A 20,921-nucleotide genomic window follows, 5' to 3' on the forward strand; every position below is an offset into this window, starting at 1 on the left:
AGAAGTTGCTGATGGAAATTCTTTTGGATGATCAAAAAAAAGAAAGGGAACCGCAAGCGATTCCCTTTCCATCAAACTATTCCCTTCGATTCCGCCCGTCAATCAACACAGGCTTGGATAAATATTTAATCCGCTCCATGATCCGGGCTGCCTTCAATTTCTCTTCTTCTCCCCGCTGACTGTACGTCAAATGGTGGGTCAGTTCGTTGAAGTTGAAGTTGGAGGTGAAGAATGTCGGCAGATTCTCAAGCATCCGGTACTGGAGGATCGTGCCGAGGATTTCGTCCCTTCCCCAGCTCGACATCGTTTCTGCTCCGATGTCATCAAGCATGAGGATCGGCGCCGATTTCACCATCTCCAGCTTTTCATTAACCGAATTATCGCCGAGTGACTGCTTGATTTCCCTGAAGAACTCCGGTACATACACAATCAAAGAGCCGATTTTTTTCTCAGCAAGTTCATTGGCCATGGCCCCTAACAGATAGGACTTTCCGACCCCGAACTTCCCGTAAAAATAGAGGCCTTTCATTTTGGTTCCTTCTGTATAGGTCTCTACGAAATTCTTCGCAAGACGCACTGCTTCAAGACGGCTCTTCGAATCAAGATCCAGCGTCTGGAACGAGGCCTGTAAAATATCCTTTGGTACGTAAAGACTTTTGATGAGACGCTGGGCACTCGTTCTTTCATCATGGATGACCTTCCGCGGGCAGCGGTGATAATCGATATCGATGGTGTTACCCCTGATGACTAAATGGGGATCATACCCTTCCATCATATTCTTACATTCCTGCAGTGATGGGCAGTAACGGCATTCCTTGCTTTGAGAAATGTACTCATACAGCTTCATCAGGCTCTCGTTGACCATTTCACCTGTTACACGGCCTTCATTCCTGCGGATAAAATCTTTTACATCATTGTTTTCGAGGATCTCTTTTTTCATTTGTTCATATCGCTGTTGAAATGACCCGGAAGTCGCAAGTCTTTTTAGGGTGTTATTGATTTTCTCCACGGTTTTGTTCACCTACTTCCGAAAATTTTTAAGCTCTTCTTCGAGTTTCTTCTTTTCTGCTTCGAAGTCGTATCCTTCCACGGTGGTTTCGGATTCTTCCGCCGTCTCGTCTTCCTTGAACCAGTCCGGAAGCTTCTCTGTGCGGATCGGTTTTCTCCGCCTGTTCGATTTCGTATCCTTCTTGCCTTCAGCCCACTCAAGATACTGCTTGTGTTCATTCTTCGCAAGAATCATCGCTTCACTTGCCGACGTCACTTTTTTCCTGGACCAGTGTGAGGCGATCTTCTCCATATAACCCTTCGTGAGCTTCATGTCTGTTTTTAACAGCACATATTGGATCAGCACATTCATCACGCCGATCGGCAGCTTCTGTGACATGAGCACTTCCTCAACGGCTTGAAGATCAGCCTTGGAAGGAGAACCTCCATTGGATATATCTGATAATACGTCCTTCGGTGAGGTCGTTTCCAGGTATTCGATGAGCTCTTCCTCCTGTGAAAGTGGTTTGTCTCGTTCTACAGGCTTCTTCGTTTCCACTCTCGTCGTCAAGTCAGGCAGTTGATCGCCCGTTTGCATACCATACCAGTCACGAGCCGTTTTACGCAGCAATTCGATATCAATCGTATCATCCGCATCCAGTGAGCTTAAGACAATATTCTTCATTTGAAGAGGATCGATCCCGTACAGATAGCTCAGCTTCAATACCGTTTCCTTCACTTTCGGAGTAAAGGCTTTACGCGGGACCATGGATTCCGATAACCCGGCCAGCAGCAGAGAAAAATCAAAATCGATTTCGTCCAGTGCCAGTCCATCATTCTTGCCGTATTTCATATATTGTTCACCTGAACCGGTTTCCGAATCCACATTCGCGTCATGATGAAGGAAATTAATTGGTTCAGACGTGAAGACATCCTGAAACGAACGGGTAATGTCGGTGTACTGACTTTTATCAGCTGACACGTCCGTAAAGAATTTCTTCAAACGCAAATAGTGGGTCCGGCCGATCTTACGGTACAAATACACATTCAGCATTCCATCATGAAAGAATTCCTGAGGGGAGAGGGGCGGCTGCAGTTCATAAAGAAAACGGCGGTCTTCATCATCCCTTTTTTCATAAACCTTCAATAATCCGATTCCTTCAAGCTTCATCCTTGCCTCGTATACGTCCTGAAGATTGACGGACAGGACGTTCATCAAATGATAATGGGTCGAATCCGTCGACCAGAGCCGATTTTCCTCCACTTCTCCCCATAGACTCATATAAAGACTGTAGCAAACGGAACCGATTAAAGGCTGGTATAGAAACGTAATGATTTTCCGGTCATATTCCTGAAGCATCCCATGTGTCCCTACCGTGTAGTGATCGATTGGCTGTATTTCATTCCAATGCTTCTTCATCATAGTTGGATTCTACCTTTCAATAAATAAAGAGAAAAGAGCCAAAGAATTCCATCTTCAGCTCATTCTTCTACTCTTTTTTTATTAATTCTTTTAATTCGTCTATAAATACATTAATATCCTTAAATTGTCGATATACGGATGCAAAACGGACATATGCCACTTCATCAACTTTCGCAAGGTGATCCATGACCATCTCACCGATCTTCACAGATTCCACTTCAGAGGCACCTTGATTCCGCAGGTCCTTTTCAATATCTGTTGAGATCTTTTCTAATCTTTCAAGAGGTACCGGGCGCTTCTCACAGGCCTTGATCAGTCCCCTCAGAATCTTCTCTCGACTAAACTCTTCTCTAACCCCTTCTTTTTTCACCACAATTAAAGGAAGCTCTTCAACCTTCTCAAAGGTCGTGAAGCGAAACGTACATTCTTCACATTCTCTTCTTCTCCTGATGGATCGTCCTTCATCAGCAGGTCGTGAGTCCACCACTCGGGTACCATTATGCTGGCAAGACGGGCATTTCATAATATCAGCTCCGTTATTACATACTATTACCTTCATCATATAAAAAAGCTGTGACTTACACAAGCTTCTCTCGGATTTACCGTTATTTCACTTTTTTCAATTCGCTATCAAGTTGGTGATAATAATGATTGATCTGGGCTTTTAAAACGGTATATGTACCAAAGATCTTTCCTTTATCCGCACTGATCTTGAAATCGACTGCCGTTTCAAGCGGGCGCACCGTAATGACCGTGGCAACGATAAACAATTGAGGCGTCCCGTTTTTACGGACCGTGATTTCCCCTCTGTCCTTGGACTGGGAGATGACCTCATATTCTGACGATGAGAATAATCCAAGCACTGCACTAAATGTACCTTGATGCATGGATTTATAATAGCGGGATTGCAGTTCCTTATCTTCATGCTGATCGGATGTCTCACACTCCGATTGAAATCGCTTTAACAGGGTACGTATTCCACTCATATAAAGTTCCTCCCTTTAGTTACCCTTATTTTACACGAAAAGGCACGATTGAAAAACCCATAAGTAGTACACGTCGGAAAGCACGAAAAAAAAGAGATGCATGAAACACGCATCTCTTCTCTAGTTATTATCGATTAAAGGGCTTGAGCCTGGGACTTCTTCACTTGCACAGGACCCATTCCACGCGGCAATTCAATTGTTTCGCGTGTGTCAGCACCAAGAGCATCTGCAATATATTCAGCAGCGATATTAGGATCTAAATCACCGCAAGTATATACATCAATACTGGCATAACCATGTTCAGGAAAGCTGTGGATGGTTAAATGTGATTCTGAGATGATCACTACACCACTCACACCTTGAGGAGCAAATTTATGAAAAGCCACCTCACGCACTTCTGCACCTGACTTAAGCGCAGCATCTACGAATGTTTTCTCAATTCCAACTACATCGTTTAATTTTTCAAAATCGCAACCCCATAATTCAGAGATTACATGACGTCCCATTGTTTCCATTTTCGTATTTCCCCCTTTGACATGATTTTTGTCGTCAAAATGAACGAATCCTTTGGCAAAATCTTAACTACCACGGGGGAAAGTTAGTCCGAAGAGGTCCTAACCCTTTAAGTAGTTAAATCAGTATTCATTTGCTAATAAGAAGTTCACGAAAAATAGTATACTTTGTTTAAAACTCTTTTGCAATAAATTTTTATAATGTTTTTTAACCGTACAAAAAGGAATATCGTTTTCACCTTTTTAATAAAGTGCCTAGTAGATCCCGTTTTCTTCGTTGACCGTTCCTTTTCGCTGCAGGCACTTGCTTTCCGGCGGGGCGTGAGTTGAGCCTCCTCGGGCTTTGCCCTGTGGGGTCTCAACTTTCCCGCTATTCCCGCAGGAGTCAAGTGCCTTCCGCTACAATCCACTCTGTGGTACTACATTAGTTAAACGCGTAAACACATAGTTTTTTGAAAGAACAATTTGTCTAAAAAGACTTTTCATGGTAGCAACTAAATTCATACACTTGGAGTAATAAAAGAAAAGAACGCACCTGAAAAAGGTACGTTCTAATTATTCGCTTTATGATTTATGTTGGTTCTTTCAAACGTTGACTTCTTGTTTGGCGTTCATTTTGGTGGCGACGAATTTGGCCAGGTCGACGACGCGGCATGAGTAGCCCCATTCGTTGTCGTACCAGGCAAGGACTTTCACTTTTCGGTTGCCCATGACCATGGTGGACAGGCCGTCGATGATGGCAGAATGAGGGTTTGTGTTAAAATCGATTGAGACTAGTGGCTCTGTCGTGTATTCCAGGACTCCGTGCAGGGAACCAAGGGATGCTGTGACGAATGCTTCGTTGATTTCTTCAACGGTTACGTCTCTTTTTACATCCACGACCAGGTCCACTAATGAAACATTCGGAGTCGGTACACGTAAGGCCATGCCATGAAGCTTCCCGTTTAGTTGAGGAAGCACTAATGATAATGCTTTCGCTGCGCCAGTAGTCGTCGGGATGATCGATTGTCCGCACGCTCTTGCTCTTCTCAGATCTTTATGTGGATTATCGATATTCTTCTGATCATTCGTGTATGCATGCACCGTCGTCATGAGACCGTTTTCAATTCCAAACTGCTCATCCAACACTTTCGCTACTGGGGCTAAACAGTTCGTTGTGCAGGAAGCGTTGGAGATGACGTTGTGTTCTTCTATATTTAATGCGCTTTCATTTACACCCATCACAATGGTAACGTCTTCATTTTTACCAGGGGCCGTCAGGATGACTTTTTTCGCTCCAGCTTCTAAGTGAAGGCTCGCTTTATCCTTTGAATTGAATTTCCCCGTCGCTTCGATTACGATATCGATGTTCAGTTCATTCCAAGGTAACGCTTTAGGATCACGATTGCTTAATAGTAGGACACGTTTCCCGTTGACGATGAGTGCATGATCTTCCACCACTACATCTGCCTGGAATGTACCATGATTTGTGTCATACTTTATTAAATGGGCTAATGTTTCAGCCGGGTAGCTTGCATTAATGGCTACAACCTCTAAGTTATCCTCTAATATCGCTTTTCTGAAAACCATTCTTCCGATACGTCCAAAACCATTGATTGCAATTTTCGCCTTCATAAATCCGGCTCCCCTCTATATTAATGTTATACTTATATGTTTATTTGCTAAAAATAGTATAACATATTTGGAGAATTAGTTAATAAGTATTTTGCGGATTTTAAATGTTTTATTATTCTGACAAATAGGCTTATTGTATGTATATTTTTTTGGTTTGGATTCATACGTGATTTGAAGGTTCAATTCACATATTATCTCGAAGCATGTGCTGGTTGAGTTCCGCTCCAGGTTGCTCGCTTTCCGCGGGGCTGGCGATGAGCCTCCTCGGCTTTGCCTGCGGGGTCTCATCTGTCCAGCTTTTCCCGTCGGAGTCGAGCAACCTTCCGCTACACTCAACATGGATATCTTAATCGTATCATTAAAAAATATTAGATCCTTCCATTTCCATATCTCTCTTAGACAAAATAAAAAACCGACAAGAATTTTCTTGTCGGTCATTTGTGATGCTATGGTTGTAAGTCCCATTCTGATAATAGGGCTTCTAGTTGTTCTTTTGTTTCATGGAGTGAGCCATTGTTGTCAATGACTGCGTCGGCCAGGTTCACTTTGTCTTTGAGCGGGAATTGGGACGCGATTCGGGATGCTGCGTCTTCCCGGTTGTAGTGATTGCGTTCCATTAAGCGTGACAGCTGTGTTTCTTCGTTCACGTATACGACTAAGGTACGCTCCACCATCCACGTGAGGTCGCTTTCGAATAGCAATGGGATATCCATGAATATGGTGTTCTTGCCAGAAGCAATGGCTTCGTCTTTATGCTGGAGCATCATGCTTCTTACGGCAGGGTGCACGATGCTGTTCAGCACTTTTCTTTTTTCTTCAGAGTTAAAGATGATTTGACCGAGTTTTTCGCGGTTTATGGCCGCATCGTTTTCGTGTAGGATGCCGTCACCGAATTCCTCCACAATCGCCAGATAAGCAGGCTGACCCACCTCGACCACCATACGGGCTGCGAGGTCTGCATCGATTATCGTATATCCTTTTTCATGTAACATGGTTGAGATTGTACTTTTACCACTTGCGATTCCACCTGTTAATCCTATAATACGTGCCATAATCGTGTCCTTTCCAATACTCGCCGGGCACTAAAACCTCAGGATCCCGATCAGGATGAGCAGAACGCCCGGAAGAAATGAAACGCGGTGAATCCAGCGCAGGTGAGAGAAGAATTCCCCCATCTTTAATCCGGAAAATAAGAACGCAAAGCTCATCACAAAGATCGCCAGGGTCAGTAGTAGTGGCGAGAAGTGTAATAACGCGGCACCGATTCCGGCACCGAAGGCATCCAGTGACAAGGCGATTCCAAGCATGAATGCCTCGATACCTGTAATCGTACCCGATTTATCAAAGTCCGCTGTGAGCGGTCTTCTTAATATTTGGATCACTAAACCTATGGATTTGATTTCAAAATTGATCAATGTTTTTTCATGTGACAGTACCGTTTCTTTTTCCGGTCTGAAGAACTGATAAAGAACAGCCGCGCCTATCACGACAAGGATCAGTCCGCCGATCCTTCCTGCCCAGACCGGGGTGATGATGGACCCGATGGTTTGACCGAGTAACATCGCCAGCAATAAAGAGCTCGCTGAACAGACCGATATGATGCTGATTGATTTTGTAGGGATTTTCACTTTTCGCAATCCATAAGTTAAACCGGTGCTGAAATTATCGAGACTCACAGCAAACGCCAGCAGTAATAAGGAGATTGTTTCACTCATCTAATAGCCCTCCCGAAAATCATTACAATACTATATGGTAAGGGCTTATCAAATGTTAAACGTTCTTTTTACTTCTGACAGCGCGGGCAGTAATGGGTTCCTCTTCCGGCAGATACTTTCTTTTCGATGGGCGTACCGCAGTTTCGGCACGGCTCTTCTTTCCTGCTGTATACATAGAGGTTCTGTTGAAACATCCCCATCTGCCCCTGGGAATTCACGTAAGACCGGATCGTGCTTCCACCCATTTCCACCGCTTCGGTCAAGGTGTGGATGATTTCACTGTGGAGCCGATCGATTTCTTCCCGGGACAGGGACTTTGATTTCCGGTCGGGATGAATGCCTGCACGGAATAGGGCTTCATCCACGTATATATTCCCAAGGCCCACCAGGACCGTCTGATCCAATAATGTGGCTTTCACGATTCTTTCGGTCCTGCCAAGTTTTTCAGTCAGATAGTCTGGTGTAAACTCTGACAGGAACGGCTCCGGCCCCAACTGGAGGAGGGGAAGGTGGAGTAGTTCTTCCCCCTTCTTGAACAGATGCATCGTTCCAAACTTCCGGACATCCCGGTATCTCAGTTCCGTTCCATCCGTAAAGTGAAAGATGACATGGGTGTGTTTTTCAATGGGATCCCCTTGATCAGCCAGATTATACTTCCCTTCCATTCTCAAATGGGAAACGAGGGCCACATCATTGCAATCGAAAATCAAGAACTTCCCTCTTCTTCTCATTTCAAGAATTTCCTGCCCTCGCAAGCTATGAATGAATTCATCCGCTTCAGGGGGATTCTTGATCATTTTTGGCCAAAAGACACTGACATCCTTTATTTTCTTACCTGATACCAGGAGCTCCAATGTTCTTCTGACTGTTTCCACTTCAGGCAGCTCAGGCATTGCGCCACCTCCTTCTGCTTAGAACTACTTCGCGTCGTACCATGTTTGTCCGTAAGAGTAATCAACCTTTAATGGAACTTCGAGCTCCATTGCGTTTTCCATCACTTCGGGAACAATTTTCTTTAATGTTTCGATTTCGTCTTCAGGTGCTTCAAAGATCAATTCATCGTGAACCTGTAAGAGCATCCGTGTTTGAAGATTCTCTTCCTTCAAACGGGCCGCCATATCGATCATGGCTTTCTTGATGATATCTGCTGCACTTCCCTGGATCGGTGTGTTCATCGCCGTACGTTCTGCAAAGCTTCGCAGATTGAAATTACGGCTCGTGATTTCAGGAAGGTAACGGCGTCGATTCATCAGTGTCGTCACATATCCCTTCTGTTTCGCATCCTGTACGATATCATCCATATATTCTTTCACGCCCGGGAAGCTTTCTAAGTACTTCTTAATGAATTCCCCTGCTTCTTTCCGTGTAATATCAAGGCTTTGTGACAGTCCGTAGTCACTGATTCCATATACGATCCCGAAGTTAACGGCTTTCGCATGCCTTCTCATATTGGATGTGACCTCGTCCTTCTTCACACCAAAGACGTCCATGGCCGTTTTCGTATGAATGTCCATATCGTTACGGAAGGCTTCAACCAATTTCTCATCTCCGGCTATATGGGCAAGTACCCGCAGTTCGATCTGTGAATAATCGGCAGCGAACATGACCCATCCCTTTTCAGAAGGAATGAATGCCTGACGGATCTTCCGCCCTTCTTCCAGTCGGATCGGAATATTTTGCAGGTTCGGATCCGTTGAGCTTAGCCGGCCTGTTTGGGTAAGGGCCTGGTTGAAACGGGTATGGATCTTGCTTGAATCTTTATGAACGACCTTCAGTAACCCTTCCAGATAAGTGGATTGCAGCTTTCCTAACTGACGGTAGTGTAGGATGTGGTCAATGATTTCATGCTTGGACTGCAGTTTTTCCAATACGTCTGCTGAAGTGGAGTAACCAGTCTTCGTTTTCTTCACAACCGGCAGACCCAGTTTGTCAAAAAGGATCACGCCGAGCTGCTTCGGAGAATTGATATTGAAACTCTCCCCCGCCAGTTCATGAATATTCTTTTCTAATTCTTCCAGTCGGAGAGCAAGCTCTTCCTTCATGGTCATCAGACGATCCTGATCCACTTTTACACCGGTGAATTCCATCTCAACCAGGATAAGGGCAAGAGGTAATTCCAGCTCCATATATAAATGATAGAGATCATTTTCTTCCAACTCTTTTATGCATGTGTCCTTTAAGTCTTGAAGGATGAAGGCCTTTCTCGCAAGATGCTCGGATAATACGTCCGCAGAAGGCACTTTCTGCTTGGCCCCTTTTCCATAAACCGCTTCATCCGACTCGATGGATGGCTGACCATGCCCCTTGGAAATGGAGGCGAAGTCTTCACTCGATTCAGAAGGATTGATGATATATGACGCGAGCAGCAGGTCAAATTCGATCCCTTTGATGTCGATCCCCTGGCGTTTCAGTGCAACGACGGTCTCTTTCGAGTTGTAGACGTTCTTCGACTTCGATTCATCTTCTGCCCATTTTTTAAAGGCTTCTGATTTCAGTGCCGTTTCAAGGGTAAAGAAAATCGTCCCATTTTCGTTATGAAGACTCATACCGATGACTTCACCAAGATGATAATTCTCTTCAAGCATTTCGATGTAGAGGGAGCTCTCAATTGTAAGGTGTTCGTCTGTAATGGTTTCCACCACTTCAAAGGAGATATCGTCCAGCTCCTGAGGCTCCTCTTGAACGGATTCACCCATTTTCTCAAGAAGGGAGTTGAATCCAAGGTCCCGGTACACTTCCTTCAGCTTCACTTCATCCCAGCCATCATAATTCAGTTCTTCTACCGTGACTTCGATGGGAGCTTCTCTCAGGATCGTGGCCAGTTCTTTACTCATGATCGCCTGGTCTTTATTTTCTTCAAGCTTCTCTTTCAGTTTCTTTCCGCTCACTTTGTCGATGGACTCCAGCAATTTTTCAAGGGAATCGAATTCCTTCAAGAGCTTGATCGCCGTTTTCTCACCAACCCCGGGTACACCAGGGATATTATCAGAGCTGTCCCCCATCAAGCCTTTCATATCAATGATCCGGTCAGGGGTGATTTCCCATTTTTCTTTAATGTGCTCGGGTGTATACACTTCGATATCCGTGATTCCTTTTCTCGTGATGCACACCGTTGTATCTTTGGAACTCAACTGGGTTAAATCCTTATCCCCGGAGTACACTTTCACTTCGAAGCCGTCGGACTCTGCCTGAAGGGAAAGGGTCCCGATGATATCATCCGCTTCATAGTTTTCTTTTTCATACCGTTTGATCCCGTAAGCATCCAACAGTTCCCGGATATAAGGGAATTGCTCGGACAATTCCGGCGGAGTCTTCTGCCTACCGCCTTTGTATTCCGTGAATGTCTTATGGCGGAACGTCGTTTTCCCCGCATCAAAAGCCACCAGGATATGAGACGGCTTTTCATCTTCAAGTATCTTCTGCAGCATGGTGGTGAAACCATATACCGCGTTTGTATGTACACCCTTGTCGTTATTCAATAAAGGAAGGGCAAAGAATGCACGGTAAGCAATACTGTTACCGTCAATCAGGACTAATTTTTTGGACATATAAGTACCTCCTGTAAAGGCTTCTGTTTCTATATAGTTATTCTATCATGTTGGGGAATGAAAGGAAAAACGGGGACCTTATTGAGGACGAATCCTTCTATAACAAAAAGAACTCTTAAGGAATGGTCAAGACCACTCCCGAAGAGTTCCTTCCTGTTACTCCGTATACCCCATCAACAGCCTCGCATACGGCGAATCCGATGGTAAAATGATGACGGTTTTATCATCCACGGTTTTCTTATACGTTTCGAGCGTTTTATAGAGGTCATAGAAGCTCGGATCCTTCGAGAAGGATTTGTTGTAAATTTGCGCGGCTTCGGCTTCTCCTTCGGCCCGGATCACATTGGCATCAGCCCCCGCTTTCGCAAGGAGCTCTTTCACTTCACGATCGGTCTCAGCCGTCACCCTTTGCTTCTCGGCATCCCCCATGGACAGGTATTCCTGTGCTTTGGAGTCACGTTCCGAGATCATTCGGGTATAAACGGAGTTTTCATTCGCTTCAGGCAGATCCGTGCGCTTCATGCGAACATCCTGAACGACGATTCCATAGTTATCCCGCTGCAACAGCTCATTCACCTTGTCTGTTACTTTATCGTTTAAGCTTCCTCTTGAAGACTTCTCATCATTGATGATTTCATCATATTCCAGTCTCCCAAGCTCTGAGCGGACAACAGAATAGATGAATTCTTCCATCTTGGTCTCGGCATTGATCACCGTTCTTGCATTTTTGATCATTTTAAGAGGATCTTCAATGCGCCACACGGCATAATTGTCGATGAGCATCCGCTTTTTATCTTTAGTATTGATCTCGGCTTCGGTCACGTCATATGTCATTTGGTGTTTCGGTAGAGTCGTGACGGATTGGATGAACGGAATCTTATATTTCATACCGGGTTCTTTATCGATTCGGACGACTTCCCCAAATTGACGGACGACTTTGTATTCTCCTTCTTTGACAATGAAGAGACTCGTGAACAGGAGAAGGAGGACAGCGATGAGAATCACGAAAAAGATACCCAATTTCGTATAACGTTTCCACTCGATCGGTTCTTTTTTCTTTGCATTGATATCAAATACGTTCTGATCACTCATTCTCATCACTTCCTTCCTGCTCCGCTTTAGGTGTTTGATTTTCCATTTGACGGATCGGGAAATATTTCAACGTTTCCCCGCTGTCTTTCATAATATAGATTTCCGCATTCGGCAGGACATTTTCAAGTGTCTCCAATACGAGACGCTTTCTTGTAATCTCAGGATTTAATTTATACTCATTGTACAATTTGTCAAATACCGCTACATCCCCGCGCGCCTGCTCCACACGTGCGATTTTATCCCCTTTGGCCCTTGATATGACGGCATCCTTTTCACCTTTGGCTTCATTGGTCCGCTGATTTCGATATTTCTTCGCTTCATTGATTTTCGTATTCATCGTTTCCCTTGCATCGGTTACGGCCGTAAACGCCGAGCGGACCTCTGCATTCGGAAGTTCAACATCCTGCAGCTTCACCGCAAGAATGGAGATCCCGATATCGTAATCATCGATCAACTCAGTCAATAAATCCCTTACATCTGCCTCGATTTCGGCTTTCCCCGAGGTTAAGGCATCATCGATCAATGAGCTTCCGATAATGCTTCTTAACGATGATGAAGTCGCATCATAGAGGATTTCCTTCGGTTTATCCGAGTTGAATAAATAGCTCTCAGGATCGGTGATTTTCCACTGTACCACAAGATCGGCAAGTACAATGTACTCATCTCCGGTGATCATCTTTGTTTCTTTAGGAAAGTCCTTGATCTTCCCGTCTTTTTCTTCATATCCAAATTGAAGGCTGAATGTTTCTTTCGACAGGACTTCCACTGACTGCACCGGCCACGGCATCTTGAAATGCAGCCCAGGCTCCACCACCGGTTCACCTGCTTCACCGAACGTCAACACCAGTGCCTGCTCTGATTCGTCAACGGTATACCAGGATGTCAGTAGGACAACAATTAAAATAATGGCTGCGAGCACCATTCCTGCTAGAGTATAAACACGCTTCAAGCTCATATGCACCCTCCCTTTTCCATCTCTATATCTTATTTTCTGCTTACTAAGATATACGGACATAAAACAAAAAGGTTTCAAGAATATTAAGAGAGTATGACAAAAAGAGGGTTTGGTAGCGTTTTCATCATTAAATAGCGAAAAGACGAGAACGGGGTTGGTTCTCGTCTTTTCTTAACACCTTGGATGAAGGGGTTTCACTTAGTATCGTAACACCCTATTGTTAATTAGATTTAAAGCTAATGTAAAAACAATGTAAATGATGTGAAAAACGACTAAGGTTTTCCATGATTTCCACCGTGAGCGATGGCTGAAGATTGTTTATTCAATGTGACAGTGAAAGTCGTTCCTTTATCCAGTTCGCTTTCCACTTCAATATCACCTTCATGAGCTTCAATGATGTGCTTGACAATCGCCAAGCCCAAACCGGTTCCTCCTGAATTGCGGCTTCTCGCTTTATCCACCCGGTAAAAACGTTCAAAGATGCGTGGGAGCTCTTCCTGACTGATCCCCATACCGTTATCCTTTACCTGAACATATACCTTATCACGATCCTCCGTTACAGTGACCGAGACATTCCCGCCTTTAGGAGTATAAGCGATCGCATTGCTGATCAGGTTGATAAAGACCTGCTTTAACCTGTAGGAATCCACTTCGGCAATTCCCTTTGATTCGAAATCGGCTTGAAGGGAAATGTCCTTTGGCTTCGCTTTTTCTTTTAAAATCGGGAGCACATCTTCTATCAGCCCTGTCACTTCAACTTCCTCGATGAATAGCTGGAATCCCTGCTTCTCTATTTTAGACAACTCCAGCAAATCCTGAATAAGGGATTGCAGCCGGTCACTTTCCTTCAGAATGATGTCTAAGAATGATTTCATTGTTTCAGGGTCATCCATCGCCCCGTCCAATAACGTTTCTGAGAATCCTTTGATCGAGGTGATCGGCGTTTTCAGTTCGTGTGACACGTTCGCCACAAAATCTTTCCGCATCTGTTCAAGCTTTTTAAGCTCCGTTATGTCATGGAACACGACGACGATCCCTTTCCATACATCATTGTTGCCGATAATCGGGGCACCGTACACTTCATAGTGCTTTCGATCAAGCTTGTGCGGAAGGAGAATCTGCTTTCGCAACCGCTCCTCCGTCATAAAGATTTCCTCCACAAGTTTATTCACTTCAGAATAGTGAATCACCTCATGATACCGTACTTTCTTCAGTTGGCTTTCCTCCAGGTTGAAGAAGTCCCTGAACGTCCTGTTCGTTAACACGACAAAACCCCGATGATCGATCAATAAAAGGGCACTCCCCATATTTTCAATCAATGTTGTCAAGCGGTCCTGCTGCATTTCCTGGGCATTCACCATCTCTTGAAGGTTTCTCGCTAATATATTGATGGAGGTACTGAGCATACTTGTTTCATCCAGTCGATCCTCGTAAGTCCTGGCACGATAATTACCTTTGGCAAGCTCCATGGCCACATTGGTCGCTGATTCGATGGGCTTTGTGTATCTCACCGTAATCCTTGAACCGAGAATGATGATGAGGACCAGGGCAAGTCCCAATGAAATGGACAATACGAACCAGATTTGCTGCGTGCCTCTTTCCAGGGCATCCACCTCTGCACTCATAATGAGAAGTCCCATCATTTCACCGTTAGTGTTTTTAAGTGGATACCAGTAATAGCGATATTCGTTTCCGGAAGCGACGAGTTTTTTATGCTTCTGTTTTACATCCCAATTTTCCTGGATTTCCTGTACGATTTTCTTCTGCTGGGGACCAACCACTGAATCTGACGTGTCCGTATCGTGGACCACATCCCCGGCCTTATCAAGAACCGTAATCCGGACATCCAATATGTCGCTCAAACCTTTAATCATATCCGGGTTGATCTCTTTCGGTGTCCCGTTCTCCTCTATGGAGCTTGCCAAAAGCCTAGTCTCCTTTTGAATCCTGGAGTTAAACGTATCTAAATAGAAGTTCTTGAAAATCTGGCCCAAAAGCAGGCCAAGCCCTATTAAGACAGCGATGATCAGAGTAATTAGAGCAAATAGGAGCTTTGTTCTAAATTTGGTCATCGATTTTTTGGCTCCTCCAATTTGTACCCGAGACCACGGATGGTTTTAATATAGGTAGGTTTCTTCGTATTGGATTCGATTTTTTCCCGCAAGTGGCTGATATGGACATCCACAATTCTTGTATCTCCGGCAAAGTCGTAGTTCCATACGGCACTCAGGAGCTGATCTCTCGTCAGAACTCTTCCTTTGTTATCCGTCAAATATAATAAAAGCTCGAATTCCTTCGGTGTCAGTTCAAGTAATTCTCCTTGGAAATATGCCTCATATTGTTCAGGATATACCTTTAATTCCCCGACTTCCTTATAATCGGTCGGTTCCGCGGCAGCGGGTTCCGTTTCCCGAACGGCCTGGCTGCGTCTAAGGATTGCCTTCACCCGTGCTACCACTTCACGTGGGCTGAACGGCTTTGTCATATAGTCATCGGCTCCAAGCTCCAAACCAAGGACTTTATCAAATTCATCATCCTTAGCCGTTAACATCAGTATAGGGATATTAATCTTTCTCTGCCGCAGTTCTTTACATACTTCGATGCCATCCATGGACGGCAGCATCAGGTCAAGAACGATCAAATCCGGGGACTGTTCAATCGCCAGATCCCTTCCCTCTGCACCGTCATGTGCCGTTGTCACCGAATAACCGGATTGCTCCAGATTATACTTTAAGAGTGTTGCAATGGATTGTTCATCATCGACTACCAAGATTTTTTTGCTCATTTTGTTATGCCTCCATACCAAAGAAAATTAACCCCAACATCCAAACTGTTTATGTAATTGTACTTTTATTATAATATAATTCTCTGTGCTTACCATCATTTAGAGAGATTTAATCCTTTTTAGTTTTTCACTCCACTTTTTTATAGGATGCACTTCGATCTATTTCTTTATCATTTTCATGCATAAGAAAAAGAGCTATGATGACACAGCTCCTTTCCGGCATTAGAAGTTTTCCAATGCATGACTATTCATTTTTTCCAGGCGGTGAGGCGGACAAACCTTGATGGTGCCGTTGATCACCTTTTCATCTTCTTCGTTCGTGGCCGACACCTGGATGGTAACCAGATGATTATGTGGATTTACTTCTGTCACTTCGAAAAGAAATTGAACCGTTGCGTAGTGGTAGACCGGCTTTGGAAATTCAATGGTTTGCTCCACGATATGGGAGCCGGGTCCCGGCAAATATTTGGATACAGCCGATGTAATGATTCCCGTCAACATAATGGAAGGAACGATCGGCTTTTTAAATGGTGTCTGTGAAGCATAGTCGTGCTGGATATATAGTGGATTGGCATCATTTGTGAGCCCTAGATATAGAAGCAGTTCATTGTCTTCAATTTTTTCCGTCAGGGTCAGTTTTTCACCGACCGTCATTTCGTCGATTTTTCTTCCCAGTTTTCTTTTTTTTCCTAGTAACATAAGAAGCACCTCCAAGTATGTAAACGATTACAATTTTAAATAATAAAAATTGTTTTTATTGTCTGTCTATTATTATTTTATCATTTTTAGGGTTACCATACAAAGAGTTTTTACGCGTGACTGGGAAATCTTCCAGTTTGATACTTCTTGAATGAAGTGCTAATTCTTTAGAAGAGATTGCAGATCCATGGATCCCTAAAAACCCATGGCTTTGAAATAAGACGTAATATCAAAAAAACTGACCTCCTTTACGGAAGCCAGTTTTTTATGGTTGTGTCGTTACGCCAATGAAGCCATCACATTCTTAACTGCGTCAGCTGAATTGGAGAGTGCTGCTTTTTCGTCTTCTGTCAGTTCGAGTTCGATGATTTTTTCTAGGCCGTTTCCGCCGAGGATTGTCGGGACGCCGAGGTAGATGCCTTCGAATCCGTATTCGCCTTCGAGGTAGGCGATGGCGGGGATTACGCGGCGCTGGTCTTTAAGGATGGCTTCGACCATTTGGACCAGTGAAGCGGCCGGTGCGTAGTAGGCACTTCCGTTACCGAGCAGTCCTACGATTTCGCCTCCGCCTTTTCGTGTGCGCTCGACGATGGCGTCCAGGCGGTCCTTAGGGATCAATGTTTCTAAAGGAATGCCTCCAGCGTATGAGTAACGAATAAGAGGAACCATGTCATCGCCGTGGCCGCCGAGGACGAATCCAGTAATATCCTTCACGGACAGGTTTAATTCCTGTGCGACAAACGTGCGGAAACGGGCTGTATCCAATACGCCGGATTGACCGATCACGCGCTCTTTCGGGAAACCGGATTCCTTGAACACTGTATAGGTCATGGCATCCACAGGATTGGTCAGGACGATGATGTAGCAGTCAGGTGAATGCTTCACGATTTGCTGCGTCACGGATTTCATGACCTTTTGATTGGTCTGAACCAGATCATCGCGGCTCATACCCGGTTTGCGAGCAATCCCAGCCGTGATGACAACGATATCCGAATCCTTTGTATCTTCATAATTGGACGTACCGATAATGGTTGAATCGAACCCCTGTACAGGACTTGCTTCAAGCATATCCAGTGCCTTCCCTTTCGTTGGATCCTCGTTTTGCGGAATATCAACCAATACAACATCTCCAAGCTCTTTCTGGGCGAGCATCAATGCCGTTGTCGCCCCGGTGAAACCCCCACCGATCACAGATACTTTTCTACGTTTAATTGCCATCATGATTCCTCCTATTCGTCTCATTATGTAAAGGAAGGAGTGCTCCTATACGAAGCACCCCAACCTTATGTCTCATTATTATGCTTCCATGTTATCGATTAATGCAGTACCGAACTCAGAGCATTTCACTTCTGTCGCTCCATCCATCAGACGGGCGAAGTCATACGTTACGACTTTAGAAGCGATTGTTTTTTCCATTGATTTTGTGATCAGGTTAGCAGCTTCTGTCCAACCAAGGTGTTCAAGCATAAGTACACCTGAAAGGATGACAGATGAAGGATTCACTTTATCCATACCTGCATATTTAGGAGCCGTTCCGTGAGTTGCCTCAAAGATCGCATGTCCTGATTCGTAGTTGATATTTGCTCCAGGAGCAATACCGATTCCACCTACTTGAGCAGCTAGTGCATCAGAGATGTAATCCCCGTTCAAGTTCATTGTTGCGACAACATCGAACTCAGCAGGTCGAGTAAGGATTTGCTGTAAGAAGATATCAGCGATTGAATCCTTCACGATGATCTTACCAGCTGCTTCAGCGTCAGATTGAGCTTTGTTCGCTGCTTCCAATCCGTCTGCTTCTTTGATCTTGTCATATTGAGCCCAAGTGAATACTTTATCGCCGAATTCTTTCTCAGCAAGCTCGTAACCCCAGTTTTTGAAAGCTCCTTCAGTGAACTTCATGATGTTCCCTTTGTGAACAAGCGTTACTGATTTACGGCCTTCTGTGATCGCGTAATTGATTGCTGCACGAACAAGACGGTTTGTCCCTTCTTCAGAAACAGGCTTGATTCCAATACCGGATGTTTCTGGGAAACGGATTTTGTTAGCACCCATTTCATCTTGAAGGAAAGTGATTAATTTTTTCACTTCGTCAGAACCTTTTGCGTACTCGATACCTGCATAGATATCTTCAGTGTTTTCACGGAAGATCACCATGTCAGTATCTTCAGGACGCTTAACCGGTGAAGGAACACCTTCGAAGTAGCGTACTGGACGCAGGCATGTGAATAGATCCAATTCCTGGCGAAGCGCAACGTTCAATGAACGGATTCCGCCGCCGACAGGAGTCGTAAGTGGACCTTTGATCGCGATGAAATATTCACGGATTGCTTCTAATGTATCGTTTGGAAGCCATTCACCCGTTTTATTGAATGCCTTTTCCCCTGCATATACTTCTTTCCAAGAAATCTTGCGCTCACCTTTGTATGCTTTTTCAACAGAAGCATCTAGGACGCGCTTGGCTGCTGCCCAAATATCTGGACCTGTTCCGTCACCTTCAATGAATGGAACGATTGGGTTGTTAGGCACATTAAGCTGGCCATTCTGGTTTGTAATTTTTTCACCTTGTGTCATTATGTAACCTCCATTTATTCATTATCAAAGGGGATGACCCATAAGTTACCCATGCAGAGTCATTCCCCTTCTCCTATTATTACACCAATATTTTTACTATTTGTAAATATTGATGATTAACCTCTTTGTTCAACCGGCACGTATTCTTGCTTGCCAGGCCCTACATAATCAGCACGAGGGCGGATCAGACGATTATTTGAATATTGTTCAAGGATGTGTGCCAACCAGCCGGATACACGGCTTACAGCAAAGATCGGGGTGAATAAGTCATGATCGATGCCTAAGCTGTGGTAAACAGATGCTGAGTAGAAATCAACATTTGGCGGTAAGCCTTTATTGGATGTGAATACATCTTCAACCTTAACGGACATTTCGTAGTATTTACTTTGTCCTGTCAATTCAGTTAATTTTTTGGACATTTCTTTCAGATGCTTCGCACGTGGGTCTCCCTGACGGTAAACGCGGTGACCGAAGCCCATGATTTTTTCTTTCTTCTCTAATTTATCAAGGATATACTCTTCTGCTTTATCGACAGATCCAATTTCAGTAAGCATCTTCATAACCTGCTCATTTGCTCCACCGTGAAGCGGTCCTTTTAAGGCACCGATCGCAGCTGTAACACCTGAATAGACGTCAGATAGAGTTGCGACACATACACGTGCTGTGAACGTGGAAGCGTTTAACTCATGGTCGGCATGAAGGACAAGCGCTTTATTGAATGCTTCGACTTCAACAGGCTCAGGATCTTTCCCTGTGAGCATGTATAGGAAGTTAGCTGCAAAACCTAAGTCCTGACGTGGTGCAATCGGTTCCTGACCGTTGCGGATACGGGCAAAGCTCGTGACGATCGTCGGGATCTTCGCTTGAAGGCGGACGGCTTTCAGATAGTTTTCCTTCTCTTCCATTACGTCTGCTTTATCATCATACAATCCTAGTAAGGATACAGCTGAACGTAAAGCGGCCATCGGATGGACTTCCTTGGTGTTGTACATCTTGAAATGCTCGATGACTTCCTTAGGCAATTCAGCGTTAGCTGCTAACAGCTCTGTAAATTCCTTAAGTTCTGATGCATTAGGTAGTTTCAGATGCCATAATAAGTAGATAACCTCTTCGAAGCTTGCATTATTTGCTAAATCATCAATGTTGTAGCCAACATATGTAAGGGTATCGTCAATGATGGAACTAATGGACGATGTAGTCGCTACAACTCCTTCTAATCCGCGAGTTGCTGTCATAATAACCTCTCCTTTTGTTATATGATTGTCTTTTACCCATTTTCATATGAGTATAAAACCCTACAGAACGATCTATAAAGTCTAGTAGGCTTGTTTAAATAGAACGTAAAAAAACGCTGAGCGATTGCTCAATTCCTATACAAAAAATGATTCCCGGCTCTTCCTATTCTATCATGAGAGCTTGGGATGCGCTTACATTTCCTATTATAAACAATTATCTGACTTTTGTGAATGAAAACGCATCAATTTCTATAAAAATTATTTTTCTAGAAAAATAAACCATCAGAAAAAAGAGGATCGAAACAGATGCACACCAGAGCAGGTTTACAAAAATAATTCATACAGTTTCATAGCAAGATATGCGATCCCCGCTCCGATCAATGGACCGACGGCAACCCCTTTAAAAAGAGCGACGGCTAACACCGTACCAAGGACGAGGGCTGTCGTCAGGTGGGGATCATCTTCCAGGAGAATCAACCCGTTCTTTGCAATCAATGCCACTGCCATCCCTGAGGCGAGTGCAATCCAGGCATAGGGGGACTTCAACGAATCAAAGAGATCTTTAAAGCCGATTTCTCCTGTTGCAATCGGTGCGAGTACGGCAATCGTAATAATCGTCACTCCCCAGTTAATGCCTTTCGACTGAATCGCCGCGAAAATCTTCTCATCGAGCCCAAGCAGCTTCAGTACAATTAGAAATGCTACGGCTATAATAATGGATTGATTTTTCGCCAAAAGCCCGATTCCCAATAAAAGCAGTAAAAACATGAATGGCTGAGTCAAATGAATCCCCTGCCTC

19 protein-coding genes are annotated in these 20,921 nt (G+C 44.3%); all 19 read right to left on the reverse strand.

The genetic code is table 11. The features are described 5' to 3' along the window. Window positions 1-76: 76 nt before the first annotated feature. On the reverse strand, window positions 77-1,009 hold the full coding sequence (dnaI, locus tag AM506_RS03940; protein WP_060671034.1) for a primosomal protein DnaI: 933 nt from the start codon (window positions 1,007-1,009) through the stop codon (window positions 77-79). A 12-nt stretch (window positions 1,010-1,021) separates the two neighbouring features. After that, window positions 1,022-2,410 (reverse strand): replication initiation and membrane attachment family protein, encoded by a 1,389-nt coding sequence (locus AM506_RS03945; protein WP_327205515.1) that lies wholly within the window; start codon window positions 2,408-2,410, stop codon window positions 1,022-1,024. Window positions 2,411-2,477: 67 nt separating this feature from the next. Further along, entirely contained in the window at window positions 2,478-2,933 is a 456-nt protein-coding gene (nrdR, locus tag AM506_RS03950; protein WP_034757001.1) for a transcriptional regulator NrdR, read from the reverse strand. Window positions 2,934-3,015: 82 nt separating this feature from the next. Beyond that, window positions 3,016-3,396 (reverse strand): hypothetical protein, encoded by a 381-nt coding sequence (locus AM506_RS03955; RefSeq protein WP_060671036.1) that lies wholly within the window; start codon window positions 3,394-3,396, stop codon window positions 3,016-3,018. Window positions 3,397-3,530: 134 nt separating this feature from the next. Next, window positions 3,531-3,911, reverse strand: a complete 381-nt coding sequence (gene speD / locus AM506_RS03960) for an adenosylmethionine decarboxylase (RefSeq protein ID WP_034756998.1) — start codon at window positions 3,909-3,911, stop codon at window positions 3,531-3,533. A gap of 582 nt (window positions 3,912-4,493) precedes the next feature. Further along, complete coding sequence (locus AM506_RS03965; protein WP_060671038.1) at window positions 4,494-5,522, reverse strand: glyceraldehyde-3-phosphate dehydrogenase; 1,029 nt, start codon at window positions 5,520-5,522, stop codon at window positions 4,494-4,496. 446 nt (window positions 5,523-5,968) lie between these two features. Then, entirely contained in the window at window positions 5,969-6,574 is a 606-nt protein-coding gene (gene coaE, locus AM506_RS03975) for a dephospho-CoA kinase (protein ID WP_060671042.1), read from the reverse strand. Between the two features lie 30 nt (window positions 6,575-6,604). Further along, window positions 6,605-7,237, reverse strand: a complete 633-nt coding sequence (ytaF, locus tag AM506_RS03980; protein ID WP_060671043.1) for a sporulation membrane protein YtaF — start codon at window positions 7,235-7,237, stop codon at window positions 6,605-6,607. A 68-nt stretch (window positions 7,238-7,305) separates the two neighbouring features. Further along, entirely contained in the window at window positions 7,306-8,130 is an 825-nt protein-coding gene (gene mutM / locus AM506_RS03985) for a DNA-formamidopyrimidine glycosylase (RefSeq protein ID WP_060671045.1), read from the reverse strand. 24 nt (window positions 8,131-8,154) lie between these two features. Then, entirely contained in the window at window positions 8,155-10,785 is a 2,631-nt protein-coding gene (gene polA / locus AM506_RS03990) for a DNA polymerase I (protein WP_060671048.1), read from the reverse strand. A 156-nt stretch (window positions 10,786-10,941) separates the two neighbouring features. Next, on the reverse strand, window positions 10,942-11,877 hold the full coding sequence (gene hflC, locus AM506_RS03995; protein WP_060671051.1) for a protease modulator HflC: 936 nt from the start codon (window positions 11,875-11,877) through the stop codon (window positions 10,942-10,944). After that, window positions 11,870-12,832 carry an FtsH protease activity modulator HflK gene (gene hflK, locus AM506_RS04000; RefSeq protein WP_060671053.1) on the reverse strand — a complete coding sequence of 321 codons (963 nt, stop codon included), beginning with the start codon at window positions 12,830-12,832 and terminating at the stop codon, window positions 11,870-11,872. Before hflK ends, hflC begins: the two co-directional genes overlap by 8 nt. A gap of 272 nt (window positions 12,833-13,104) precedes the next feature. Next, entirely contained in the window at window positions 13,105-14,904 is a 1,800-nt protein-coding gene (gene pnpS / locus AM506_RS04005) for a two-component system histidine kinase PnpS (protein WP_060671055.1), read from the reverse strand. Then, window positions 14,901-15,617 (reverse strand): response regulator transcription factor, encoded by a 717-nt coding sequence (locus AM506_RS04010; RefSeq protein WP_060671057.1) that lies wholly within the window; start codon window positions 15,615-15,617, stop codon window positions 14,901-14,903. The genes pnpS and AM506_RS04010 overlap by 4 nt, the downstream gene beginning before the upstream one ends. A gap of 222 nt (window positions 15,618-15,839) precedes the next feature. Continuing rightward, the gene (locus AM506_RS04015) at window positions 15,840-16,316 is read right to left on the reverse strand and encodes a MaoC family dehydratase (protein WP_060671058.1); all 477 of its coding nucleotides are present in this window, start codon (window positions 16,314-16,316) and stop codon (window positions 15,840-15,842) included. A gap of 279 nt (window positions 16,317-16,595) precedes the next feature. Beyond that, on the reverse strand, window positions 16,596-17,534 hold the full coding sequence (mdh, locus tag AM506_RS04020) for a malate dehydrogenase (protein ID WP_060671060.1): 939 nt from the start codon (window positions 17,532-17,534) through the stop codon (window positions 16,596-16,598). Window positions 17,535-17,612: 78 nt separating this feature from the next. Beyond that, a complete protein-coding gene (gene icd / locus AM506_RS04025; RefSeq protein ID WP_060671062.1) occupies window positions 17,613-18,887 on the reverse strand; it encodes an NADP-dependent isocitrate dehydrogenase in 1,275 nt (424 codons plus the stop codon). Between the two features lie 116 nt (window positions 18,888-19,003). Further along, window positions 19,004-20,122: a citrate synthase gene (citZ, locus tag AM506_RS04030; protein ID WP_060671064.1), complete on the reverse strand. Its 1,119-nt coding sequence runs from the start codon at window positions 20,120-20,122 to the stop codon at window positions 19,004-19,006. Between the two features lie 324 nt (window positions 20,123-20,446). Then, a complete protein-coding gene (locus AM506_RS04035) occupies window positions 20,447-20,890 on the reverse strand; it encodes a DUF441 domain-containing protein (protein WP_060671335.1) in 444 nt (147 codons plus the stop codon). Window positions 20,891-20,921: the final 31 nt, after the last annotated feature.

The sequence above is a fragment of the Rossellomorea vietnamensis genome, assembly GCF_001305855.1.
Taxonomy (GTDB): domain Bacteria; phylum Bacillota; class Bacilli; order Bacillales; family Bacillaceae_B; genus Rossellomorea; species Rossellomorea vietnamensis_A.